The sequence below is a fragment of the Bifidobacterium tibiigranuli genome, from assembly GCF_022655035.1.
GTDB lineage: Bacteria > Actinomycetota > Actinomycetes > Actinomycetales > Bifidobacteriaceae > Bifidobacterium > Bifidobacterium tibiigranuli_A.
Genome location: NZ_JALCUA010000001.1, coordinates 366,822 through 392,413, shown reverse-complemented (window position 1 = coordinate 392,413; position 25,592 = coordinate 366,822). Strand labels below are relative to the sequence as shown.

The window sequence follows — 25,592 nt, the reverse complement described above, 5'->3', positions numbered from 1 at the left end:
AAAGGAAGCGCAATGGTCGTCTCGCTCAGCGATGTCAGATTCTCCTATGGGAACCGGCATGTGCTCAAGGGCGTCAGCCTCAGCATCGGCAAAGGGGAGATACTGGGACTTGTCGGACCCAACGGCGCCGGAAAATCAACGATGCTGAACCTCATTCAGGGCCTGCTGCCCAATCCGGGCGGGATAACGGTGTTCGGCGGGCAGCCGGGCAATATGACGGCGAAGAGCCGCACCGGCTCGATGCTGCAAGGCAATCTGCTGATCAGGCATGTCACGGTGATGGAGATGGTTTCGCTTATCGCGCACCAATACGATCATTCGCGTGATGCCGCAGAGGTCATCGCGTCCGTGGGATTGGGCGAACAAGCGGGTCAGGACTTGAGCTCGCTGTCGGGCGGGCAGCTGCGCAAAGTGACCTACGCCTGCGCCATCGTCCACCAGCCGCAACTGCTGTTTCTGGATGAGCCGACCGCTGGAATGGATGCGGCAGCCCGACGGGATTTCTGGACGTCCATTCAGGCATTGCGCGCGAACGGCATGACCATCATCATCACGAGCCATTACCTGGAGGAGATCCAGCATGTGGCCGACCGCATCGCCATCCTCAAAGCAGGGCGGCTCGCCTACGTCGGCACGTGGAAGGATCTTCAGGCATATAAGAAAAACGGCACAGTGACGTTCTCGATTTCGGCTTCTCTTCCGCAAGCATCGCTGGTGTCCCTGCCCGCAGTGGCGAATCTGGAGCAGCAGGGCAATACGGTCGTTCTGACGAGTACGGATACGGATCGCACTGTGGAAGGGCTTATGACCTATCTCAAAGGCATCCATGACTTAAGCATCGAGCGCCAATCGTTGGAAAACGTCTATTTGGACATGTTCGCCAACGCGAATGATGACGATGATGGCAGCGATGGCAGCGATGGCAGCGATGACGGTGATGCGAAGAGTGCGATCAATGGCAGCAACGCGGAAGGCGAAAGCAAATGACCACAACGAGAACGATACAACCAGCACCAAATCCAACAGCACAACCAGCCCTGACGGCACAAACGACAACGCAGCCGGCACCGAAATCCAAAGGTGAGCTCGCCATGAGCAGGTTCATCGAGCAGCTGGGCTTCGACTACAAACGTTTGTTCGCGCGCAATCTGAAATATCCCTTCTTTGTGATGCTTATGCCGATCATGTTCTATGTGCTGTTTACGAAGATCTTCACCTTCGGCGACGCGGCAGACATGGCGTCGTTCCACAAGACGTATCTTACGAGCATGATCGTTTTCAGCGTCATGCTCGGCGGCATCATGAGCCTCTCCACGCTGATGCAGAACGACCGCAGCGTCGGCTTCGTGCGGGCGCTGAGCATGACGCCCACTGGCACGCGGAACTATTACTGCTCGCTGATGGTGCTCATGACGCTGCTGAATATGGCGTCCGTCATCGCCTTGTCGCTTGTGTCGATAGTCGTCAACAGGACAGATCTGACAGTGCTGAACGTGCTGGGCATGATGGGGCTGCTGATTATCGGCAGCATCCCAGTGCTGGCCTTAAGCATCCTCTACTCGCGTATCTCCTCGCCGCAATTGCTCAGCATCGTCAGCAATCTGACCGTCTTTCCGCTCGCCATCATCAGCGGCTTGTGGTGGCCGCTGCAGATGTTTCCGGCATGGCTGCAGCGCATCGGCACAGCGAGTCCGATGTGGGCGATGAATGAGTTGATGGGCGATTGGATTCAGGACAGGCCGCTGGAAAGCGATGCTATGGTGAATCTTGCGGGATGGGTAGCGGCAACCGTTGCGGTATTCGCGATTGTTGCGCTGAAAGGCCGACATGCCGGGCGCTCGCGGCGCAACCATGATAGGTGAGGGACACCATGCACAGGAAGCCAGATGAGTCGTTCGGAATCGCGCAGCGCGGCATGAGCGCGACGAGGCTGGTTTCGTACATCTGGCTGATCTATCTGCCGTTCAATCTCGTTCCTTACGTCCCGCCCAAGAGCCAGACGGATTGGCTGTGGATTGGCATCAGTGCCATATTCCTTGCGAGTTATATAGCATCCACGGAGCGCAGCAGCATGTGGAAATGGTCGATGCCGGTGGAGCTGGCGACCGCAGGCGCGTTCATCCTCTTCCAGTCCAACGCCTATATGCTCCTGTTTCCCGGGTGGCAGATATCGGCGATGCTTGCTCGGCGTCCGCGTCAGCGTTTCATCATTTTCTGCGTCGGATATTATGCGTTTCTCGTCGGCGGCATCATCGCATTCGTCATGAGCATTCCCGATTTTGGCGCAGCAGATGCGTGCAACGCCGGGAACTACATGTCGCTGTTCCTGGCTGCTATGGCACCGCTGTTATCGCGCACGCTGACTTTGGCTGGCATCCAGCGCGCGCAGCTTGAACAGTCGAACCAGCGGCTTGAATCCATCATCCGGGCCGAGCGCGAACGGATAGCGCGCGATTTGCATGACACGCTGGGGCAATCGTTTTCCATGATCACCATCAAGGCCGAGCTTGCGCAGCGGCTTGTGACCAAGCAGCCCGAGCAGGTGGCCGGTGAGCTGGAAGACATCGCTGCCGCAAGTCGGCGCAATCTTCAATTGGTGCGGGATATCGTGGGGAATATGCGGCAAAAGGGCATTGCGGACGTGCTGGTCGAGGAGGAGAAGAATCTTCATGAGGCCGGAATCGATGTTGCGACGCAGGGGGAGCAGACTGCCAGTGCATGGCCTACGCCTGTGCAGACGGGCTTCGGCGCCGTCGTGCAGGAGGCATGCACGAACGTGATTCGCCACGCCCATGCGCATAGTGTGGTCATCGCTTTCGCTTTCGCCGAGGTCGACGGCATGTACACGGTCAGCATTCAGGATGATGGAAACGGCAAGCCGCCCTACGATAGGGATGGGTCGAATGGCATAGCCGGGATGCGCGAGCGAATCGCCGGGCAGGGCGGGCGTTTCGCCATCAGGAATAATGACATAGGCACGCTGGTGACGGCGTGCATCCCATACGAAAGACCGCACGAGGAACCGCACGAGGAGACTGCATGACAGACGGTTTGAAGACAAGCGATTCGACGATTACCATCACCATCGCGGAAGACCAGAGTCTGCTCAATTCCGCGCTTTCGCAGCTGCTTGATCTGGAAGATGATTTCCATGTGATCGGCAGCGCACGCGATGGCAAGCAGGCATGGCTGGATATCGCGCGGCTTGAACCGGATATCGCGATACTCGATATCGAAATGCCGCACGCTTCGGGACTTGACGTCGCCGATCTGATCAGCCAATCAGCGCTGGCGACGAAGGCGGTGATCCTCACGACCTTCGCCCAGAAAGCCTACTTCGAGCGGGCGGTGAGGGCGCAGGTGAACGGCTACCTGCTCAAAGACATGCCCAGCGACACGCTTATGGCAGACATACGGCGCATACAGGGCGGCGAGACGATTTATTCGCCCGAACTGGTGCGCAACATGTTCGAAGGGGATGAGAATCCGCTGACGCCGAGAGAAATGGATGTGCTCAAGGCCGCGCAGAACGGTTCGAGCACCAAGGACATCGCCGCGCATACCTTCCTGTCGGAAGGCACTGTGCGCAACTACCTTTCAGCGATTTTCAGCAAGCTCGCCGCCCGAAACCGCCTGGAGGCCATCAGCATAGCCCGCCGAAACAAGTGGCTGTGAGATATACCCAACAAAAGTGAAATGTTGGATATATCTCACATAGATGCAGCGAGGCCGTGCTGCAATCGAAGTCAACTGGATTAGCTGGCAAACCGAGTCTGCGAGGCGAAGCCGTCTAGATTTGCACATAATGAAATCTGCTCTGCCTCCATAGTAGCGGCTGCGCGGTGTTTCGTTAAGGGCTGCGCGGGCGGGACACAGAGAGCGCGATTACATTCAGAGTCTGTATATAACGTTGCCCCGCAATCTCGGCCGAGCGAGATTGCGGGGCAACGCGTTAATGGCAACGAGTGCCGAATGAGCTATCGGGTGAATCGTCAGGCGACGACGCTGAGCAGCGGCTCCCCGGCGTTCACGGTGGCGGCATCGGTGGGAACTACATCGACGAACTGCTGCGAATTTGTGACCACGGTGATGACCGTTGTGTCGAAGCCGGCCTGGGCGATGTGAGCCAAGTCAACAGTGCTGAGCAGATCGCCAGCTTCCACGCGCTGTCCTTGCGTGGCGGCGGATTGGAAGCCTTCTCCGTTGAGCTTGACGGTATCGATGCCGATATGCACCAGCACTTCCACGCCGTCATCGGTCTGTATGCCAAAGGCGTGCGGCATCGCCGTGATGACAGTCCCGCTCACCGGTGTGACTATGCGGCCGTCGGAGGGATTCACTCCGGCTCCTTTGCCCAGCGCTCCGCTCGCGAATATCTGATCCGCGATATTCTGCAGGGCAACCACTGTGCCAGTGGCGGGCGCGCCGACTGCGATGACCTTGGTTTCCGTGGCGGTCTGAGTTGCAGTCTGAATCGCAGTCACGGGGGCGGCGGTCGCGCTCGCGACAGCCGGAGTTGCGGCGAGCGAAGCATCCGCCTGAGCGTCGCCGACACTATCAGCGTCAATCCCAGCTTCAGCCGCCACCGAAGCCGCCGAATCCTCAGGTATGTCTTTGAAACCAACCGTGAGCGTGAGGACGAAGGCAATCACAGCCGCGACCCCAGTGCCGATCATCTCCAAGGAGAAATTGCCCACGCCGATATAGACCGGTATGGTCAGGCCACCAGGCAGGGCAAACGCAGTCGTTCCGCCACCGCCCGCAGCAGCGATCGCACCTCCGACGCCGCCGCCGATAACCGCGTAGATGAAGGGCCGGCGCAGCGGCAGCGTCACGCCGTAGATGGCCGGTTCAGTGATGCCTGCAAACACGCCGGTTATGGTCGCCGGTCCGGCAAGCTCCCTGAGATGCTTGTTCTTGGTTTTCAGGAACACTCCGAACACGGCACCGCACATGCCGAACACGGCGGGCAGCAGGGGAGCGGAGAGATGGCTGAAGCCGTTGAGCGCGATGTCGTTGATGATGACCGGCCATACGCCCCAGTGGATGCCGAACACCACAAGCGGCTGCCAGGCAGCGCCCAAGATCAGGCCGCCGACGATAGGCGCCTTGCCCCAGAGCCATTCGAGCCCGTTGGCAAGCCCCTCTGCGCACCAGCTCGACAGCGGTCCGATGGTCAGCAGCACCAGCGGAACCGTGATGAGCACGACGAGCATGGGGGAGAGGAAGTTACGCAGATTGCTCGGCAGATATTTGTTGAGGACATGCTCGAGCTTGCTGGCGGCCCAGATCGTGATGATGATCGGGATCACCGTGTAGGTGTAATTCACAATCGCCACGGGAATGCCGATGAAATGCACGGATTTGGCGCTCGCGAGCGTGATTATTGACGGGTATATCAATGCGCAGGCAATCGCCATGGCGACGAACTGGTTCGACTTGAAGCGCTTGGCGCTCGTAGCGGCGAGGAACACGGGAAGGAAGTACAGCACGCTGTCACCGATGGCATGCAGGATGATGTACGTCTGGCTGGTGGTGCCCAATACGTTCAGTTTGACGAGTATCAGGAGCAGAGCCGAGACCAAGCCGGTGCCCGACAGCACCCAGATGATGGGCAGGAAGATCGAGGAGATCATGGCGATGAACCGCATCGCCAGATTCTGCTGCTTGCCTGCCGGCTCGTTGCCATCGGAGGCATCGGCTGAGTCTGCGCTACCTGTAGCCTCGGCGGAGCCGATGTTCGAGATGCCGATGATCGCATCGTACAGCAGCGGCACATCATTGCCTACGACGATCTGGTATTGACCACCGGCGCTCACTGTGGTAATCACCTTCGGATCGGCGCGGAGCGCTGCCTCGTCGACCTTTGATTCGTCCTTGAGCTGCAGACGTATTCGCGTGGCGCAGTGGGTCATATTAATGACGTTCTGCTCACCGCCCACGCCCTTGAGCAAGCGCCGGGCGCTCGCGGTCCAGTCGTATGCCATCCCTCATCCTCCTTGATAAACGTTCTTCATCGTTCGTTTACATGTACGAGAACCTGATTCTACAGCATGGCTGCGCGTGTAACTCGTTCCGCCGCGTCGCGGATTGGGGGTTATAGGCCTTTTGGCCCATAACTCCGGATGGGTACCCCGAACAGTTGAACAGCGAAGGGTCTCCGACGTATCGCTACGCCGGAGACCCTTCGCTTTGTTTGGGGATGGGCACAGAAGCCATCCCACCGGATTTGGCAACGTTCCCTGAAAGTTCTTAGCGCCTGCCGAGAGTGTAGGGAACGTGCGGAAGTGCCGTGTCCAGCGTCTCCATCATAACCGATAGTTCCAAACCCCCACGCACTCAGGCATCGGTAACCAGCCATTAATACAAGTCGCGGTTTTGTAACTGGTCTGTAACAGCTCCACCGCGATTGCGCGGGCGATGTTGGCGAGAATGGAAGTCACCAATCACGAATCCGCTATACAAAAGAGGTTTCGATGTTACAGATTTCCACGATTCTCGGCTCCGATGACCAGCCGGCAAGCCTTGACGCGTTCAGCGGGCTGACCAAAGGCTCGTCGGCCCCGTTCTGGTTGTTCCAAGGAGTGTGCGCGGCCTGGGGCATCGAGAAAAGCCGAGCCGAAATCAAACTCATCACCGTCTCGGAGAACGCGACCTTCGTGCTCAAGCTCGACGGCAAGGAGGAAGGCGTCGTGCGCGTCTCACAGCCTGGATACGTAGGCGGGCCGCAGGCGGTGGCTTCTGAGATCCTATGGCTCAACGCACTGCACGACATTGATGGCGTCAGGCTCATCAATCCCGTGCCCACGGTCCGTGGCACCTTCGTGACCACGATCCATGACACCAGCGGCATCGGCTGGACGGTGGTCTCCACCAAATTCGTCAGCGGCGAGGTGCTCGAAGATCTCGATAATCCGGCACCGTACTACGAGACCATCGGTTCGTGGGCGGCGCTGTTCCACGAGCAGTCGCGCCATTGGAAACCGCCGTATGGCTTCCAGCGGTTCAATTGGGATCTGTCGAACATGGTCGGCCCATCCCCGCGTTGGGGCCGGTGGGAAAGCGCGAATCTGAATGATGCCGGGCGCGAGACGTGCGAAAAGGCGTTGTGGAAGGCGATGGACGTGGTCATGAAAGTGCCGCGCACCAACGAGACCTGGGGCTTGATCCACGCCGATCTGCGCCCTTCGAATGTGATCAGAGCCGAGGATGGCGAGCTGACCATCATCGACTTCGATGACGCCGGATACAGCTGGTACCTCTACGATTACGCGTCGTCGCTGAGCTTCATCGAGCACGAGTCATACGCTCCCGAACTCGCCCAGGCGTGGGTGCGGGGATACGAGCGCCAAGCTGGTCGGTTCAGTGCCGACGAGCTCGAAACCATGTCGGCGCTGTCGATGATTCGCCGCCTGCAGATGCTCGGCTGGACCACCAATCACCGCGAGGATGCGCTGCCTGACGGGCTGGCAGCAGCCCAGGCACCGGGCAGCGTCGAATGCGCGCGACGGTATCTCGAAGATTCGCTGTGGCTGCTCAAGCAAACAAACAGCCGAAACGGGTCCGAATAGATTCTGATTTTGCAGTATCCAACCAACCCTCAACCAACCTCAATAAACAGTAAACACATTTATTCAAGCAATATGTATGGAGCAGCAATGAAAGCATCATTCGTCAAGAAATCGCTGGCGGTTCTCGCCGGCCTGTCCATAGCCGTGACATCCGCAGCCTGCGGCTCGTCGTCCGGCGGCAAAGCCGATGCAAAATCATCCACGGCCACCAGCGCAGCAGATTTGGGCGGCATGGATGGGCTGGTCTCCAAAGCTAAGGCCGAGGGCTCTCTCACGCTGATCGCTTGCCCGGATGACTGGGCGAATTGGGGCAGCATCATCAAGCAGTTCCAGTCGAAGTACGGCATCAAGATCAATTCGACCAATCCCGACGCCTCCAGTGCCGAGGAAATCAAGGCCGCGAAGGATCTCAAGGGCCAGAAGAACGCGCCTGATGTCTTCGACTTGGGCCCGGCCGTTGCCACCACCAGTACATCCTACTTCGCACCATACAAGGTCAAGAATTGGGATACGATTCCGGCCGAAAACAAGGAATCCACCGGCCTGTACGTCAACGACTACACCGGCGTCATCTCGATCGGCTACGATTCCTCGAAAGTTCCCGAGCCCAAATCGCTCGATGACCTGCTCAAGCCGGCATATAAAGGCAAGGTCGCGATTAATGGCAATCCGACCCAGGCGAGCGCTGCATTCGCTGCAGTCAGCTGGGCAACGTTGCAGCAAGGCGGTACGCTGGATGATTTCTCGACCGGCATCGACTTCTTCAGCAAGCTGGCCAAAGCCGGAAACTTCCTGTCGGTGAGCGCCACATCAGCTACCGTCGCTTCCGGGGAGACTCCGGTGGTCATCGACTGGAATTATCTGAATGTTGCTGCCGCCAAGCAGAATCCGAATTACAAGACGGTCGTACTCCCGAACAATGCATACGGCTCGTATTACAACCAGGCAATCAACAAGGACGCGCCACACCCGGCTGCAGCCCGCCTCTGGGAGGAATTCCTCTTCGGCGACGAGGCGCAAAACCTCTTCCTACAGTCTGGCGCACTGCCAGTCCTGGCCAAGAATATGAAATCGAAGGGCACGATTGACGCCAAGGCGCTCGCAGTTGCAGGTGGCCTGCCCAAGGAAATCAACACCGCGTCCAGCGATCAGGTCGCTAAGGCCAACACCTTGCTCGCCGATAAGTGGTCGTCAATAGCGGCATCCTGAGAATCTATCGCGATTAATCGTTCTCTATCGAAAGGGGCATGGCTGTGGCAAAAGTTACGAACACGTTGAGACTGCTGCCGTTCACCGTCTACGTTCTGCTGATGTTCGCGCTGCCGGCCGTGCTGGTCGTCACCAGTGCGTTCCAGAACGGTGGGTCCTGGACGCTCGCGAATTTCAGCATCTTCTCGCGGCCGGGTATCGCCGTTTCATTCTGGAATTCGTGCTGGCTCTCGGCCTTGGTCGCCTTCGTGGGAGCGGCGTTTGGAGCTGTGGTGTGCTTCGCACTGCTTGCATGCAAGGAAGGTGGCGTCATACGACGGCTGGTCGATTCCGCTTCGAGCACCCTTTCGCAATTCGGCGGCGTCATGCTGGCTTTCGCCTTCATCGCCGTGATGGGCAACCAAGGCATGGTGACGCTGCTCATCCGCAATCTGCTGCATGTCAACATCTACAAGAACAGCATGTGGCTGTACTCGACGCAGGGCCTCATCCTGCCGTACTTGTTCTTCCAAGTTCCGCTCATGATCATCACTTTCTACCAGTCGATCGCGCGGTTGCCGGAGAATCTGGCCGAAGTGGTGGCCGGGCTGGGCGGCAGTAAGTGGATGTTTTGGAAGAACGTCGGTATGCCGATTCTCTTCCCCTCGTTCATGAGCGGCTTCTTGCTGCTGTTCGCCAACGCGTTCTCTGCCTATGCAACCGCGGCCGCGCTGATCAGCCAAGGGTCGCAGATTGCACCGCTGCAAGTGCGGGCTGCGCTCATCAGCGAAACCGGACTTGGCAGTGAGGGTGTTGCGGGAGCTCTAGCTGTCGGCATGTTGGTGATCATGCTGGTTGTGATGGTGGTGTACGCCGCAGTGGAAAGGAAGGCTGCAAAATGGCTCAGCTAGCTACGGAACCTGACTCGAATAAGCAGGCGGCGGACAGCCAGCCTACCCCCGATGCCGTGATTTGGAAACGATATGATCGCCCCTCGAAGGCGATGAAGACCGTCGTGCTGACCCTGTTCCTGCTGTTCCTTGCATTCCCCGTCGTCGGCATGATCTACTTCACCTTCCGATCTTCGGCTGGCGGCTTCACGCTCAGCCACTGGGCTGATTTGGTATCGGGAGAGGCATCATCGTTGACCTCCATGCAGGACGGGCTGATGAACTCGATCGTGCTAGTCATCGTCACTATCGCGATTGAATACGTCATCGTCATACCTGCGCTGGTGCTCATCAACGTGCGCTTCCCGCGTCTCGACCGGGCGATGCGGATCATCATGCTGCTGCCTATCGCGATTCCCGCGATCATTCTGGTCGTTGGCTTCGCGCCGATCTTCTCCTTCCTGTCCACCGTGTTCGAGGCGGGCACATGGACGCTTTCGCTGGCGTACGGCATCATCGCGTTGCCATTCGTGTACACGACCATTGAATCGGATCTGGTCGGCATGAACGCGGCTACGCTGACCCAAGCGGCAGAGTCGCTGGGTGCGGGGTGGTGGCGGGTGCTGCTGTCCATCTTAATTCCCTGCTTGCGAAAGAGCATTATTTCATCGACGCTGATCACAGCAGCCATCGTCTTGGGCGAATTCACAATCGCGTCGCTGCTCAACCGCGAGACCTTGCAGACGGATTTGATTGTCGTGTCGCAAAGCGACGTGTATTTCTCGGTGATCATCACGTTGATCGTGCTTGCGGTGACCTTCCTGGCGCTTTTCGCGGTCAGCGGTTTGGGAAGCAAGCGGCGCAAGAGCTGAATCCACAGGAATCCGTACAGCCAAGCATTTCAAGAGGAGAACAATATCATGAGCGATGATTCCCAGACGGTAGTAGGCGAATCGGTGACGTTCCGTAATGTCACGAAATCATATGGCGGCAAGGAGGTGTTGCATTCCTTCAATCTCGATATCAAGGCAGGTGAAATGGTGAGTCTGCTCGGGCCCTCGGGATGTGGCAAATCCACAGCGCTGCGGTGCCTGTCCGGTTTCGAAAGCATCACCCGAGGCGAGATTCTCATCGGTGACAAGTCCGTGGCCCCCGTTCCTCCGCAGAAGCGCGGCATCGGCATGGTGTTCCAGCAGTATTCGCTGTTTCCCAATATGAATGTGCTCGATAATGTGGCCTTCGGTTTGAAAGTACGCAAGGTCGGCAAGGACGAACGTATCGCGTCGGCTCGTAGCATCCTTGACATGGTCGGGCTCAAGGACTTTGCAGAAGCGTACCCCGCACGTCTTTCGGGTGGCCAGCAGCAGCGTGTGGCGTTGGCTAGGGCTATCGTCGTCAATCCGAAGGTGCTACTGCTCGACGAGCCGCTTTCTGCGCTTGATGCCAAGATCCGCGTGCAACTTCGCGATGAGATTCGTGCGTTGCAATTGCGGCTGGGCATCACCGCCATCTTCGTCACACATGATCAGGAGGAGGCACTGGTCGTTTCCGACCGCATCGCTGTTATGCATGACGGCAATATCGAGCAGATTGGTACGCCCAAAGAACTTTATCTGCATCCCGAAACCCCGTTCGTGGCTGATTTCGTGGGGCAGACGAACAAGATTGAAACCAAGGTTGGCCATGATGGCACGGTGGATGTGTGCGGCTATGCCATCCCGCTGTCGCACCCGCAACCGGAAAGCGCTTTGGTGAAAATATTCGTCAGGCCGGAGAACGTCATACTTCAAGCCGACCCGCAGGGCGATTTTGAGGTTCTGAGCGAGAGTTATCTCGGCTCCATCGAACGCACGACGGTGGGTGCCGGATCCATGCTGCTGACCTCGCAGCATGCACCGAGCGAGCAGTATCACTCGCATGAGCGCGTCCGCGTGACGATCAGACCCGAAGCCGTGGTCGCTGAGCCGATAGAGCTGCGATGGGCCAAAGACAGCACGGCGGAAAGGGAGGCATGATGACACCATCTGAGGAGACTGAGATGGCTGAAATGGCTGAATCAGCACAACCGATTGAGGCGGCATCCAGGACCTCACGAGGACTTGGGGATGACCGTGATCGATCAATCCGTCTGCATAGTTCTCGGCAGAAGGGCGATTATGCTTTGCATTTCCGCGAGAACGGAACGTTGCGCGTGCTCCAGCTGGCAGACGTTCAGGACGGCCCTGATGTGGATCCCGACGCCGTGGCGCTCATCGAGCGGGCGGTTATCGCGGCCGATCCGGATCTCGTGGTGCTCACTGGCGATCAGGTGCGCGGCTATGATGCGGCCTATGCATCCACGTTCGTGGCGAGACGCGGCGATGAGCCCGGCATCCAGCTTCCGCTGGCCATGCGCGTTGAACAGCTGCTTGCCGAGCGCAACGGGTCCGCTAGCCCAATCGATGATTCTTCGGTCGATGGCGGTGAAAGCTTGGAAAGCACGCGCGTCAAAATCCGCCATTCGTTCTCGCAATTCCTAGGGCCTATCGTCTCGCGGGGGATTCCTTTCGCGGCGACTTATGGGAACCACGATTTTCAATGCGGAATTCTTCCCGACGAGCAGGACGACATGTACCGCGAATTCGCGGGGTGCTTGAATCCCAAGTGTCTCAATCCCAAAGTCGAAGATGGCGCTGCATCGTCTGCAGATGCAGGTCCTCTGGCTTGCGAGCCTGGAACCTTTGCCTTGCCGATTGCCTCGCATGACGGCAAGCGCACCGCCATGAGCATCATGATGGTCAATTCCGGCGATTTTGAACCTGGCGGCGGCTACGGTTCCCCTAGCGATGCCGCGATTGAATGGCTTGCCAGCGCTGAAGACGCCGTCAGTGGCACCGGCCCGCGCGTACCCTCTATCGTTTTCCAGCACATCCCGCCGCAGGATTTTTACCAGTGCCTGAAAAAAGTGTCGCCGTTCACGCCCCATGCCGTCGAAGGCTATCGGGCATTCTCGGACTCCTGCTACGTCATCAACCCTGAGATCTGCCGGCCGGGATCCACGTTGGGAGAAGGCCCATGCTGCTCGGAGCGGGCCGTCGGCGAGATTGAACGCATCCGTTCAGCAGGTGGCTATTTCGCCCTGTTCTGCGGGCATGATCATAAAAACAATTTCATCGGGCATATCGACGGCGTGGATCTGGGCTATGCGCCGACATGCGGATTTCGCTCGTATGGGCCGAAAGCCGTTGATCGCGCGCTGCGCCTCTTTGTATTTCACGAGGACAAACCCGAGCAATATGAAACACGACTGCTGACTTATGGCGACTTGGTTTCGCGGCGTGTGCGTCATCCGTTGCGGCTGCTGGCCGGGGAATACATGATATCCGGCCCGTCATCCGTGCGCGATTTGCTGCGCCATCCGAAGATCTTCATCGGCATGTGCCTAGTAGCCGCACAGGCGATTTTCGCGCTTGTCGGCCGACGTTCACCGCCGCAATGATCGTCGATCATCGTTACTCATATGTGAATACGGTGCGGAATGCAACAGACAATAAGAACTCAACAACACACTAGAAGGAAAAGAAATAATGGCAACCCGTTCAACGATCATGGACACCAACAGCTTCCGGCCTGAAATGGCAAACGAGCTGGACCCTGAGACGCGCAAGCTGACGGAAGAGCGCGAAGTGCTGGGGCCGGCGTACCGGCTGTTCTACCGCAAGCCCGTGCATCTGGTCAAAGGCGTCGGCTCGCATTTGTGGGACGCCGACGGCGTCGAGTATCTGGACGTGTACAACAATGTCGCGTCGGTCGGGCACTGCCATCCGCGCGTGGTCGAAGCCATCGCGAACCAGGCCTCGCTGCTCAACACGCATACGCGCTATCTGCACGAGAATGTCCTCAATTACGCCGATGACATTCTTTCTACCATGCCGGATGAACTCGACCGCGTGATGTTCCAGTGCACTGGCTCGGAGGCCAATGATCTTGCGGTGCGCGTGGCACGAACGTATACGGGCGGGCAGGGCATCATTGTCACTGCCGAGGCCTACCACGGCAATAGCGCGCTGACTTCCGGACTTTCTCCGGCTTTGGGCACGGCCCAGACATTGGGGCTGACCATGCGTATGATTCCTACTCCTGACACGTATCGGCTTGAGATTGACGGCGTTCCGGCTTCGCAATGCAAGCCCGAGGCCTTTGGTGCGTGGATGGCCGGAGAGGTACGCAAGGCCGTTGCCGATATGCAGCGCCACGGCATCGCCTTCGCCGGGCTGCTGGCCGATTCGATTTTCTCCTCCGATGGCGTGTACCCCGATCCGGTCGGCTACTTGAAGCCGGTGATCGACACCGTGCACGAGCTGGGCGGCGTATGGATTGCGGACGAAGTGCAGCCAGGCTTCACGCGCACCGGTGACGCCTTCTGGGGCTTCGCGCGTCAAGGCATTGTGCCTGACATTGTTACCTCGGGCAAGCCGATGGCCAACGGGTTGCCGACCTCCATGATGGCCGTGCGGCATGAGGTGCTGGAACCCTTCGCCGGCTCGATTCCTTATTTCAACACCTTCGGCGGCAACCCTGTATGCATGGCGGCGGCGCAGGCGGTGCTCAACGTCATGCGCGACGAAGACACCATGGGCAATGCGCGTACGGTCGGCGCGCGCTTCAAGGCCGTGCTCACCGAAATGCAGCAGCATCATGCGTGCATCGGCGATGTGCGCGGAGCCGGGCTGTATATCGCGTGCGAAATCGTGAAGCCAGGCACGAAGGATGCCGATCAGCCCATGGCGCTCAATATTCTCGAGTCCCTGCGCGAGCATCGCGTGCTGACTTCGGTGTGCGGGCGCTACGGCAACATCCTCAAGCTGCGCCCGCCGCTGGTTTTCAGCGACAGCGACATCGACTGGTTCGCTGACGCCTTCGAGAAGACCCTGAGCGAGCTTAAGGCCTGAGATTCCTGAGCCTGAGGCCGGGCAAGGCTAGTCAAGGCCGCGTGCCCTATTGCGCAAGCGGCTGAGCAACCGGTGAAACGGCGGGCCGTTACACATACTCACAGTTGCATGTATAACGGCCCCTACCTTCCCTGAAACCGTTCAACGTTACGATGGGCTACAACATAGCCGGATGATATGCATAGGCACTTGTCATCAGTGGCATGTCAGGAAGGAGAGTATACGTGCATGACGGGCAGGGGCGTGCCGGTAGCGTTCGCCGCCGGTATGCCCACAGCGAGACCATACGCCGGCTGCGCGCGATAATCGGTTCAGGCGAATACGAGATCGGCGAGCGGCTCGGATCGGAGCGTGCGCTGGCCGCACAATTGGACATCAGCCGCGCCGACTTGCGCCTCGCCTTGGCAAGCCTCGAAACGACGCATGAGATACGCCGCACCATCGGCAGGGGCGGCGGCATTCTGGTCTCCGACAGTCGGTTGGAACGCAATATCAACACCGTCGAATCGCTGCCGATTATCGCCCGCCGCCAAGGCTTCCTCGTCTCCTCGCAGGTGCTTTCCGCATCGATTGCCACGGCGTCAAGCTCCGATATGCGACGTTTGGAACTCAAAGAGACACCGGCTTCGATCTACGACATCGTACGACTGCGATTCATCGATGAAACGCCGTTGTCGTTGGAAATCAGCCATCTTCCGGCGCAGACTTTCCCCATGCTGCTCACTCGCGACCTCACCGAGTCCTTTTATACGATTTTCGAACGCGATTATGACGTGCGCCCCTGCATCGTCGACGAAACCGTGGAGCCGATGCTGTGCAATGCCAAGGAATCCCGTCTTTTGCAAGTCCCCGAGGGCACCCCTGTCGTCAGGATTCGGCGCATCGCGCGTGACGTGGACGGGAAGCCGTTCGAGCGGGCCACCGATGTATACATCGCCTCGCGAGTGCGTTTCACCATGCATCATTCCGGCTATGTCAGGCTTTCCGCCACGGCGAAGGAGACGAAGGAGACAAGGGAACCCAACGAGTCTGAAACCAGCCTGCGCGAGCGTTGAACGAACTGTTCCGTGATTTTCTGCCCTGAAGGTTGGGTTAGGTGTTGCCGTGTCGATGCCGTCATGTCGCTCCCTCGCGGGAGCGTGGGAGCAACGTCGATGAAGGAGGGCGGGATATGACCCAGCTTTTCGCGCTTCCCACGTGGAGCCAGTTGGTGTCCGCCGTGCTGACGATGCTGCTGTGCGGCCTTATCGGCTTCGAACGCGAGTACCACGGCAAGGCGGCGGGCATCCGCACGCATGTGCTCGTCGGTATCGGCAGCTGGCTGTTCACCATGATCTCGTTCTACGGGTACCGGGCGATGGGCGGTCCTACTGGTAGCTGGGATCCGCTGCGCGTGGCGGCTCAAGTGGTTTCCGGCATCGGGTTCATCGGCGCCGGCGTGATCTTCGTCCACCGCGACAATGTGCGCGGGCTGACCACTGCCGCGGGCATCTGGGTTTCCGCAGCCATCGGCATGGCCTTGGCATGCGGCCTGTTCTCGCTGAGTGTGCTGACGGCGCTGCTGTACTTCCTTGCGGTGCTCGGCCTTGCGCCGCTCGTGCACTACCTGACCCAGCGCCGCCGCCATGCGACAATTCGGCTGACCTATCTTAATGGCAAAGGCTCCCTGCGCTCTTCCCTGCTCGAACTCGAACGGGAAGGCTTCGAAACCCAGGTGATCTCCTCACGCAACGTCGAAGCCAATTCGCACAGCATGGTAGCCGTGGAAATTCGCGTGCAGGGCAGGGTTACCCCGGACATGGTAAGTGCGCTCGCCCGCGTCGACGGCGTGAAGGACGCGGAACTGATGCTCGGGGATGAGGAGTGACGCGGGAAACTGGTAATCAGCCATTAACCTCTTTTATCCTCTAAGAGTCACCAAATTTCAGATGGTTGCGGATTCGCAATAGGCATACTCATTGATATAAATTCACACTGTTCTAAAGAATGCGGTTGAAAAAGTACTAATGAGGATAGTTATTGTATATTTTGTGATGAAGTCAGATTGCAACGGGGCAGTCTGATATAAAGCTTTGCTGCTGCGGTTTTTGAGAAGTTCGCATAGTCGGCAGGACAGAAAATTTTATCAGAATAATGCTGGCAACCGCTTCGCATGGTGGGTGGCATACGAAGATTCAAATCGTCTGCAGGATGCTACGCTGCAGATCCTTGCACCGCACCGGGCACGCATCAGCAGGAAATAGACCATTAATATTCAGTGTCGATAACTAACAGTTTTGTAACAGTACTGAGAGATTCGTCACCTTCCTGTCACCGATAATTGCGTGTATCAGATGAAATTCATCGCAATAATGCATCGATAATTCGACATTTTATCGTTTATCCGACATTAAGGAGACCTCTATGTTTGACATATCCCAATACGTCAACGCCTACAGCAATGGCGCATTAGAGCCGACCCAGGTGATTGCGGACCATATGCAATACGCCAAAGCGGTATCCGAGGAAGTGAACGCTATCAGTGTCGTAAATCCATTTGCGATGAAACAGGCTGAATTGAGTGAGACTCGCTATAAGAAAGGCAAGCGGATAGGACCGCTCGACGGAGTGCCGGTGGTTGTCAAGGACAGTTACCACGTAAAAGGACTTCCTCGATGGCATGGCAGCGCGATACATGATGGAGACCCGGTTTCTTCGTTTTCATCGGAGCCAGTTCAGCGACTTGAAGAAGCCGGCGCAATCATCATCGCCAAAACCACTATGCCGGATATGGGCATGTTGGGCAGCGGTATCAGTTCGCAGTTCGGCATTGTTCGCAACCCTTGGAACACGAATTGCAGCCCTGGAGGTTCAAGCTCGGGGACCGGTGCTTCATTATCGTGCGGTTTGGCCGCCCTCGGGTTGGGAACTGATATTGCGGGTTCTGTGCGACTGCCGGCAGGGCAGTGTGGTTTGGCTGGTATAAAACCAACGCAGGGCAGAATCGCGTATTCTCCAGCCAGCGTGATGCGCTCGGCAGGAGTCCTCGCACGCAGCGTCTCTGATGTTATTGAAGGCCTCAAAGTGGTTGGCTGTCAATCCGAGTCTGACCCGTGGTGTTTACCGGGTGCTTTTGAGCCTCGACCGGTGGAGCAGATTCTTGACGGCGTTGTGAAGGTCGGACTCGTACTGGACATGGGATACGGGACTGCGTTGGACCCTGCAGTTGAACAGGCGGTTAGGCAAGCTGCCTCTCGACTTGAATCTGCCGGCTGCTATGTGGAAACGGTGGGTTTGCATCTCAATGATGCTGATTTCGACAATGCCGACCGCGTATTCAAGGCACATGCAATCGCAGAGATTCGTGCCTCGCGCCATCCCGATGCCGTACTTGAATCGGTTGCGGATTGGGTGAGTGACGACGAGAAGCTTTTCATGGCGGATTATGAAGATGCAATGAACGGTTTGCTAGGAACGGTTCATGCGATTTATGAACGCACATCAGCATATGACTACTTGGTCTGTCCGGTAATTCCAGTGATTGGCTTCCCTGCGGACAGCCCTGGGCCGGACGATGAGGGCGAACTGCTGCATCACACACAGTACACGGCATGGTTCAACCAGACGTGCCAGCCTGCGGCAGTGTATCGCGAAACGGTTAACTCTTCGTCACATCTGCCAATTGGCGTGCAAATCGTCGGAAGGCGCTTTGACGATGCCGGGGTGCTGGCTCTTGCGCAAATGCTGGAAAACACACGATCGCAGGTTGATACATTTCCTGCATACGAGGGAGTACCTGAATATGAAATCTGAAATCGGCGAACAATACGAATGGGGAGCGACCCAGGAAACTGACATCACACCAAGTTGGATTGGTGGAGATGGCATATTCACGCATGGCACAGATGCACAAGGCGGCCCAGTACTGAAACGAATTTTCACGGATGAAAGCGCAGTATATGCTTCACCTGTTGATGCCGTAATAAGCCTGATGCAGGCGGCAAGCAGACGCCAGATAGCGCCTCCAATACTGCAAATAGGCGAAAACTCGATAATCATGGACAGCATGCCGCAATCGTGGCGAAACGTGAAACTTGATGAGCTGCGGGACCCGCTCTTGTTAGGTTCTGTGCTGGAACAACATCGTCGGGTGCATACCATACCAGCCAGTGAGCTGGTGAGTGTACATAAACGCGAATTGCTGGAAACCGTAAACACAGTGCATGACCACTACTTGACTGTAGTGGGCTGTGTGCCGAGAGATGTGGATCGCATACTGCACCAGCTTGAGCCGTTTGCATCGGTCGTCGATTCTTTCCATGAGCAAGCGGTGCCTTGCCACGGCGATGGTGCTGCATCTAATGTGCTGTTTTGCACGCAGCCGGATTCCGCTGAAGCTGACAAGCCACTGCTTACAGGTTGGATCGTGAGTGGACTCATGGATCCGCTTGAGGAGGCGGGATCGATACTTGCCGAAATCGAACCATACTGTGGCATGCCAGGGAACTTGATTATGAGCGGATTGGGCTTGCCGCCTGAGGCTCTACCCGTGGCGCAGGTGTTCGGGATTTTTGATGACTTGCTGTGGTGCTTGATTGGCCTGCTGCGCAGTGCAACGAGCAAGGACACGACAGTGGATTATGCGAAATACGGTTTGTGGCGACTCACTAAGGCCCGCAATCAATTAGCTTCGCCAACTGGGCCTTTGGCATGGCTGAAGCAGTTGTGAGCACCGAAAAGGAGATAGTGCGATGAAACAGACGATAGCTGAAGGTCGAATCAGTCATGATGCTTCGGTGGTTGTGCCGAAAGAAGTGAAAACAGCCATAGAAGAGGCAGCGATCTGGCAAGGTGGCGCTGTCTTCACAAAACCTCTCGCTGGCGGCTTGAATAACGAAAACTGGCTGGTTCGAGATGAACAAAATACTCCATACTTCCTTAAAGTTCCTGGAGTAGGCACAGGCTTCATCGACCGCTCTGCAGGAGATATAGGGGCGCAACGTGCCGCGGATTTGGGAATAGGGGCGAAAGTCTATGAGTTTAATCCCAAATCTGGTGTCGAAATAACGCAGTTCCTTGATGGATATGACACATGCACGACGACATCATTGCGCACTTCGGAGCTTGGGCTGCAGGTCATGTCGATTTATCGGACTCTGCATGGTGGCGAGCTGTTTGAGCACACCAACACCTTATTTGATCAGATTGATCAGCATTTATGTCAGGTTCAGGAGCATAACATCGATCTGCCAATTTGGGTGATTGATTTAGTAGAGGAATACAAGGACGTCAAAGAGCGATTCATGGCGTCCGGCTTGCAGATAGTTCCGTGCCATAACGATCCGATGCCCGGAAATTTCATGGTCAAAGACAAAGACATGAAAGTCATTGATTTTGAATTCTGCGGGAATAACGAATCAAGCTGCGAGCTGGGATTATTCCTTACCGAGATGTTCTACGACGATGAAGACGCAATGCCTTTGCTCGAAGAATATCTTGGCACTGTGACTGCTCAAAGTCTGAGCAGAGTACAGGCGTCAAGGGTCATAGGCGACATCAAATGGGGATTATGGGGAGTCATCAACTCGGTGGTTCGAAACGCCCAATTCGACTACTGGAAGTACGGCATCTGGAAACTCATGCGTGCTTGCACCTATAAAAACCGACTTGATTGGCATCAGGTCAAAAGCAATATATGAAAGGAAGCAAAGAGTGAAAAAGGCAATTCAAACGATGTCACCAACCGTAAAAAACACGATATTCGTAATTCTCTACTGTATTCCGCTTGCATTCGCTATCTTCCCTCCGCTGTATCTGTGGGGGAGTGGGCAGGCAGCTCTGTTTTTGGGAGCACCTTTGTCTATTTGGTATTGGCTGTTTGATTTCCTCTTCCTCGTTGCCATCATGTTCTTCTTCTACTGGGTGGAGAGCGTGCGAGGCGAGGTCGATCCTGAAGAAGACTTTGCCGCAGGCAAGGAAAGGAACTAATCATGGCAATTATGCTCACAATGATCGCTGTGTTCTTCATCGGAGTCATCGTTATTTTGTACGTGACGCTGAAAAGAACCCGCTCGTTCGATGATTATGCTGTGGCAGGTCGTTCATTTGGCCCATGGTTTGTCGCGATGTGCTATGTCAATTCATGGTGGCCGGGGACGGTTTTCATTTCTTTCGCGGGCCTGAGCGTCGCGTCAGGCGTGTTCGGGCTGTATGGCCTAGCTTATTCGACGCTAGGGCTTTCATTCATGTACTTCATCGCTACACGAGCATGGCGCTGGGGCAAGCATTATAATTTGGTCACACAGCCGGATTTGATGCGCTTGCGTTACTCGTCGAAACCAGTCGGCGTGGTGTCCTCGATAATTGGTGCAATTGCGATTCTGCCGTGGACAGTGCTTGGCATGCAGGCTCTGGCTACTGTATTCCATATCGCCTCCGACGGGAAATGGGCGCTTACGGTATGCCTGGTCATTGGACTGCTTGTCATCCTTATTCGCCAGATATGGACCGTGCAAATGGGCATGCGCGGGCTGATATACACGGATATGTATCAGGGAATATTCGCATATGTGGTGGCAGCGATTGTCTGTGTCTATCTGCTTGTCGCATCGAATTCTCCAGCGAATTGGGGCCAGCTTGCTCATCTGTCCGACAAGCTCATCCACTTGCCAGGTGATGGCGGATCCTATGGGGCTATGTACATGTTCTCATCAGTGTTCACTGGTGTGGTGGGTGCCTTGTGCTGGCCTATGAGCTTCGTACGCATCTATACCGCGAGCAATATCCGCTCCGTGAAGAAGTCGTCGAACTACGCGATTCTGCTATCCGGCGTTTTCTATGCTTTGCTCACGCTTGTCATGATCGCAGCCGCGCATATTCCGAATATTGCGAAGAATCCTCAGGGCGGGTGGACAACGCTGCTGAGCGATTATGGCGGTGTATGGCTGCTTGGCTTGGGTTTGGTCATGATTTTCGCAGGCTCTATCGGGCATATTGATGGCAGCGTTCAGGCCGCCGGAACACAGATCGCAAACGACATCATCGGCAATAGGATCAAGTTGGATGATAAGCAGAAAACGATCGTATCCAAGATATGCATGGTGATTTTCGTCATCGTTTCCGCAGTGCTCGCCTACTTCACCAACGGCATGCCGCGGTTGCAGCTGCTGGCGCAATTGTCATATCAAGGCATCGTTCAGCTTGCGGTGCCCCTGTTCCTTGGAATCTTCTTCAAGTTTGGCAACAAGTATGGCGCCTTGGCCGGCATGATATCCGGATTCAGTGTGGCTGCGATTCTCACAATCATCTATCCTGATGACATTCCTGCTTTGTGGAGTCTGACCAGCGGCATAGTCGGTCTGGTTCTCAATTTGATTATGTACATTGCGGTGTCTTTACTGACGAGGAACAAGGTGAGCGACGCTGAGAAGGCGCATGTGGATGAGCTGTTCGATGTCGCAGCCGCGAAGCAGGCCATTGCCTCTCCGAAACCGCTGGCGCAGCCTATAGCGCAGCAGCAAGTTGCTGAGGCCGAGTAGTGGACGCTGCGATTCGACTGTCAGTTTCATAACGCATAAGTCCTTGCATCAGGCGCGTCATTCTCCTACACGGAGTGTGGCAGCCCGACGCAAGGATTTATGCATTGTTACAACCCACTGAAAAGAATCGGATTTCATATGACTTGTGATGAGATGGATAAGGAATACCAGCAACTATTTGCGGCTGAAAGCAACATAGGGCGACTCTCTAACGGGGGAACTAACAGGATGGCGCTGACCGGGGATGATGATGAGCAGCGTCGTTGGTTTATTGGGCGGTTGCAAGCGAGTGGTGCACGAATTGTGGTCGATCAGGTCGGCAATATTTTCGGGCTATTCGAATGGAATAACGACAATGTGTATGTCATCGCCGGGTCTCACCTTGACAGTCAAGAGAACGGGGGTCTTTTTGATGGCGCATATGGAGTTATCGCAGCTCTTGCAGCGGCTGCACAGATACAACGCAGTGTCCGCGCGGGTGCGGTGCACCCTCATTTCAACCTCGCCATTGTGGCTTGGACCAATGAGGAGGGCGCGCGTTTCGAGCCGAGCATCATGGGAAGCCGAGTATTTACCGGAGCTCTTTCCTACGACGACATCGCGGATTCAGTCGACGAACATGGCGTGCGTTTTGGCGATGAGATAGAGGCTCGCGGATGGAAAGGGAGTGGGGATTGGCGCCCGCAAGTGCAGTCATATGTCGAGATTCATGTCGAACAAGGCTTACATCTCAAGGAAGCCAGCTGCGATATCGGCATCGTCACCGGTAATTGGGCGGCCGTCAAAATTGACATGAAAGTTGAAGGCGAGCAGTCGCACACCGGCGCGACTGAAATGTCGAGAAGGAAAGATGCCTTATATGGCGCGTCCTTGGTCGTGTGCGAAGCAAGGGAACTCGCCGACTCGTATCCGGATGACGCGGTGCATACTTCAGTGACCAAGATGCGAACTTTCCCGCACTCACCGAATATCGTGACATCTTTGTGCACTTTTCATGTCGAAATACGTTCTGAATATTATGAAACCGCGCGAGAAGCGGAAAACAGTTTTATGAATCGATGCGAAGAACTGTCCCATCGCGGCAATGTATCCATTGCTGCGACTCATGTCGAGCGCCGTGATAGCATGCGCTACTGGGAGCCGGGCCTCGACATCGCACAGCAGGTGGCGCGGGAGGAAGGCCTTTCCTGCATGCAGATGAAAACCATATCCGGACATGATTCGGTGGCGATAAACGCAATATGCCCAACGATTATGCTGTTCGCCCCGAGCAACGGTGGGTACGCCCACTCGCCTCGGGAATCTACCGATCAGGATGCGCAGCTCAAAGGAGTGCACGAATTGTTTGGAGTAATGTGCAAGCTGCTGCAAACGGTCTGACTGGCCTGCTTGGTTTGATTGCGATTTCCTGACTTGATGCTGCTGGGCACCGGCACAGGGTACGGCTAGCTTTTTCTATATTTCGGCTTGATGTCGGATAAGGTGAAGCATATGAGCATGGCAAACAGTGCGCCGACAGATGCAACGGTTTTTGAAGGGGCTTCTACTGGTTCGGGTTCCGTAGGCGATTCGCCCGCCGACATCACCGACGTGGTGTTCGGCTGGTATGGGGTACTGGTGGAGCGCCTGCCTCGGCTTGCATTGGAAGGGCAGTATCCGCCGGGCGTCATTGACATGGTGCTTGACCAGGACGATATCTGGGGCTTTGACTATTACGACGCGATGCTCGAATGCGGGTGGAGCGAGGAGCGGGTGCTCGCGGATTACGAGCGTCATCACGGGCCTGCGGTGGCATGGGTGTTGCGCGTGTATCTCGAGCGTCGGCGTCTGGCGTTGCATGCCGTGATGCCCGGGATGGGCGCGGTGATGCGCGACTTGCGCTCGCGGGGGATTCGGATGTGGGCGTTGGCGAATGCTGCGGCGGCCGACTACGACATGGCGCTTGAGCGATTCCCTGAACTTGGTGCTTTGTCTGGCGGCATCGTCTCTGCGCGCGAAGAGCTGCGCATGCCTGACCTCGCGCTGATGCACCGCGCCGAGGAGCGGTTCAGGCAGCTCGGTTTTGAGCCGCAGCGTACCCTGTACGTTGACTGCGATACGCGCAGCGTCGAAGTCGCACGGCAAGTCGGCTGGCGTGGCGTGGTATTTCAGGATGCAGACCTGCTTCAACGCGAGCTGGCGCTAGATTAGCGTCCGTTTTGTAGCGCTAGCGAGGGGCTAACTGGGGCGAAACGACCGCTGACTGCTGGTCAGTGGCCCTTTCGCCCCATAGGCTCGGCTACTGGCACGAAACGACCGCTCAGCACTCGTCAGCGGCCCTTTCGCGCCAATGAGATACGGCTTGCCGTCGCCAAGAGGGTCGGCAGCCGCCAAGGGCGGGATGTCCATATCGCCCATATACATGGCAGACCTAGTTATTTCGCGATCGACTTCTTGGCAGCCCTGAATTCCCGGGCGGATACGAGGACGTTGCTGAGAATGATGAGCGTGATGCCGGCCCATTCGTTGGGTCGGAGTGCCTGATGCAGCAGGAGCCAGCCGGCCAGCGCGGCCCACACGGGGTTGAGGCTGGTGAAGGTGCCGAACATCTGGGCTGGCACTCGCCTCAGGGCGAGCATATCGGCGGCATAGGGGATGGCTGAGGCCATCAGGCCGCAGGCCACGGCGAGAATGATCGACATCACGGTCGGAGTGTGAACGGCGAACCATGCGATTGCGATGGGTATCCATACCATGGCGGTGAGGAGGCTGGCAGTGGCGGTTCCCTGCAGACCGGGGAGGCGCTGGCCGAGCGAGCGGTTGAGCAGAATGTAGACGCCCCAAGCTGTTGCGGCGAGCAAAGCGCAGGCGATGCCGATGACATCCGTCGTCGGGCCGGGATCGGTCAGCACGATTACTCCTACGGCGGCAAGTATGGCGCACGCGACGTCGGTGATGCGCCGTGAGCTGGCTATGGACACGGTCAGCGGTCCGAGGAATTCCAGCGTGACGGCCATAGCCAGCCCTATGCGGCTGACCGCCGTGTACAGGCTGAGATTCATCACACTGTACACGACCACCAGTCCGATGATCGGCCGCCACTGGTCCTTGCGCAGCCCGCGAAGCGTGGGGTGCGCGATGGGGGCGAGCACGATGGCAGTGACGAACTGACGGATGGCGACGACGCCGACCGGGCCGATTATCGGGAACGCTTGGGCACCAAGGGCAGCGCCTACTTGATTGGAAACGGAACTGGTCAGCATCATGCCGATGCCGGTTGCGCGCTGCGCCGCAGTCGCCGTTTGCGCAGACAGTTGCTTGCGTTGCTTGCCGCTCGCTGGTGCTGTGCCAGGTGTTGCGTCAGATGCTGCGCCTGAAGTTGCAGACGGCGTTGTGGCAGGTACCGCGGCCGATGCCGCAGCTGGTGACACAGAAGAATGACTGATGCTGTGATGTTCCATGCTGCCACAGTAAGTCATAATCAGTAATAATCCTATTGCAAGTCATAACATAGGC

General features: G+C 56.9%; 22 protein-coding genes. 20 read left to right on the top strand and 2 right to left on the bottom strand.

Annotated elements, in window-relative coordinates; all coding sequences use genetic code 11:
• Positions 1–12 precede the first annotated feature (12 nt).
• The 4 genes from LKK40_RS01675 to LKK40_RS01660 all read left to right on the top strand — a co-directional run bounded on the left by LKK40_RS01675 (position 13) and on the right by LKK40_RS01660 (position 3,675).
• Entirely contained in the window at positions 13–987 is a 975-nt protein-coding gene (locus LKK40_RS01675) for an ABC transporter ATP-binding protein (protein ID WP_273296586.1), read from the top strand.
• Positions 988–1,091: 104 nt separating this feature from the next.
• On the top strand, positions 1,092–1,862 hold the full coding sequence (locus LKK40_RS01670; protein WP_273296587.1) for an ABC transporter permease: 771 nt from the start codon (positions 1,092–1,094) through the stop codon (positions 1,860–1,862).
• Between the two features lie 8 nt (positions 1,863–1,870).
• On the top strand, positions 1,871–3,043 hold the full coding sequence (locus LKK40_RS01665) for a sensor histidine kinase (protein WP_304308648.1): 1,173 nt from the start codon (positions 1,871–1,873) through the stop codon (positions 3,041–3,043).
• The gene (locus tag LKK40_RS01660; protein ID WP_304308646.1) at positions 3,040–3,675 is read left to right on the top strand and encodes a response regulator transcription factor; all 636 of its coding nucleotides are present in this window, start codon (positions 3,040–3,042) and stop codon (positions 3,673–3,675) included. Before LKK40_RS01665 ends, LKK40_RS01660 begins: the two co-directional genes overlap by 4 nt.
• A 317-nt stretch (positions 3,676–3,992) precedes the next feature.
• Here LKK40_RS01660 and LKK40_RS01655 read toward each other — a convergent pair whose 3' ends face one another.
• Positions 3,993–5,987, bottom strand: coding sequence for a beta-glucoside-specific PTS transporter subunit IIABC (locus LKK40_RS01655; protein WP_304308644.1), 1,995 nt, complete (start codon positions 5,985–5,987; stop codon positions 3,993–3,995).
• Between the two features lie 489 nt (positions 5,988–6,476).
• On the opposite strand from LKK40_RS01655, the gene LKK40_RS01650 reads away from it, so the two are divergent.
• The 16 genes from LKK40_RS01650 (at position 6,477) to LKK40_RS01575 (ending at position 24,287) form a co-directional block, all read left to right on the top strand.
• On the top strand, positions 6,477–7,571 hold the full coding sequence (locus tag LKK40_RS01650) for a phosphotransferase enzyme family protein (protein WP_304308642.1): 1,095 nt from the start codon (positions 6,477–6,479) through the stop codon (positions 7,569–7,571).
• A gap of 87 nt (positions 7,572–7,658) precedes the next feature.
• On the top strand, positions 7,659–8,780 hold the full coding sequence (locus LKK40_RS01645) for an ABC transporter substrate-binding protein (RefSeq protein WP_273296597.1): 1,122 nt from the start codon (positions 7,659–7,661) through the stop codon (positions 8,778–8,780).
• A gap of 44 nt (positions 8,781–8,824) precedes the next feature.
• The gene (locus tag LKK40_RS01640; protein ID WP_273296598.1) at positions 8,825–9,670 is read left to right on the top strand and encodes an ABC transporter permease; all 846 of its coding nucleotides are present in this window, start codon (positions 8,825–8,827) and stop codon (positions 9,668–9,670) included.
• Positions 9,658–10,521 carry an ABC transporter permease gene (locus LKK40_RS01635; protein ID WP_273296599.1) on the top strand — a complete coding sequence of 288 codons (864 nt, stop codon included), beginning with the start codon at positions 9,658–9,660 and terminating at the stop codon, positions 10,519–10,521. The genes LKK40_RS01640 and LKK40_RS01635 overlap by 13 nt, the downstream gene beginning before the upstream one ends.
• A gap of 48 nt (positions 10,522–10,569) precedes the next feature.
• Entirely contained in the window at positions 10,570–11,664 is a 1,095-nt protein-coding gene (locus LKK40_RS01630) for an ABC transporter ATP-binding protein (protein ID WP_273296600.1), read from the top strand.
• A gap of 176 nt (positions 11,665–11,840) precedes the next feature.
• A complete protein-coding gene (locus LKK40_RS01625) occupies positions 11,841–13,127 on the top strand; it encodes a metallophosphoesterase (protein ID WP_304308637.1) in 1,287 nt (428 codons plus the stop codon).
• Between the two features lie 88 nt (positions 13,128–13,215).
• Positions 13,216–14,580 (top strand): aspartate aminotransferase family protein, encoded by a 1,365-nt coding sequence (locus LKK40_RS01620; RefSeq protein WP_304308635.1) that lies wholly within the window; start codon positions 13,216–13,218, stop codon positions 14,578–14,580.
• A 224-nt stretch (positions 14,581–14,804) separates the two neighbouring features.
• A complete protein-coding gene (locus LKK40_RS01615; RefSeq protein ID WP_304308633.1) occupies positions 14,805–15,635 on the top strand; it encodes a GntR family transcriptional regulator in 831 nt (276 codons plus the stop codon).
• A 116-nt stretch (positions 15,636–15,751) separates the two neighbouring features.
• A complete protein-coding gene (locus LKK40_RS01610) occupies positions 15,752–16,447 on the top strand; it encodes an MgtC/SapB family protein (RefSeq protein WP_304308632.1) in 696 nt (231 codons plus the stop codon).
• A gap of 536 nt (positions 16,448–16,983) precedes the next feature.
• On the top strand, positions 16,984–18,372 hold the full coding sequence (locus LKK40_RS01605) for an amidase (RefSeq protein ID WP_304308631.1): 1,389 nt from the start codon (positions 16,984–16,986) through the stop codon (positions 18,370–18,372).
• On the top strand, positions 18,362–19,288 hold the full coding sequence (locus LKK40_RS01600; RefSeq protein ID WP_304308629.1) for a hypothetical protein: 927 nt from the start codon (positions 18,362–18,364) through the stop codon (positions 19,286–19,288). The genes LKK40_RS01605 and LKK40_RS01600 overlap by 11 nt, the downstream gene beginning before the upstream one ends.
• Before the next feature lie 22 nt (positions 19,289–19,310).
• Entirely contained in the window at positions 19,311–20,258 is a 948-nt protein-coding gene (locus LKK40_RS01595; protein WP_304308628.1) for a choline kinase family protein, read from the top strand.
• Between the two features lie 13 nt (positions 20,259–20,271).
• Positions 20,272–20,547 (top strand): hypothetical protein, encoded by a 276-nt coding sequence (locus tag LKK40_RS01590; protein ID WP_304308627.1) that lies wholly within the window; start codon positions 20,272–20,274, stop codon positions 20,545–20,547.
• Positions 20,548–20,549: 2 nt separating this feature from the next.
• Entirely contained in the window at positions 20,550–22,097 is a 1,548-nt protein-coding gene (locus LKK40_RS01585) for a sodium:solute symporter family protein (protein WP_304308625.1), read from the top strand.
• Positions 22,098–22,235: 138 nt separating this feature from the next.
• Complete coding sequence (locus tag LKK40_RS01580; protein ID WP_304308624.1) at positions 22,236–23,477, top strand: hydantoinase/carbamoylase family amidase; 1,242 nt, start codon at positions 22,236–22,238, stop codon at positions 23,475–23,477.
• A gap of 111 nt (positions 23,478–23,588) precedes the next feature.
• Positions 23,589–24,287, top strand: a complete 699-nt coding sequence (locus LKK40_RS01575) for a hypothetical protein (RefSeq protein WP_304308623.1) — start codon at positions 23,589–23,591, stop codon at positions 24,285–24,287.
• 224 nt (positions 24,288–24,511) lie between these two features.
• Here LKK40_RS01575 and LKK40_RS01570 read toward each other — a convergent pair whose 3' ends face one another.
• Positions 24,512–25,342 (bottom strand): EamA family transporter, encoded by an 831-nt coding sequence (locus LKK40_RS01570; RefSeq protein WP_304308622.1) that lies wholly within the window; start codon positions 25,340–25,342, stop codon positions 24,512–24,514.
• Positions 25,343–25,592: the final 250 nt, after the last annotated feature.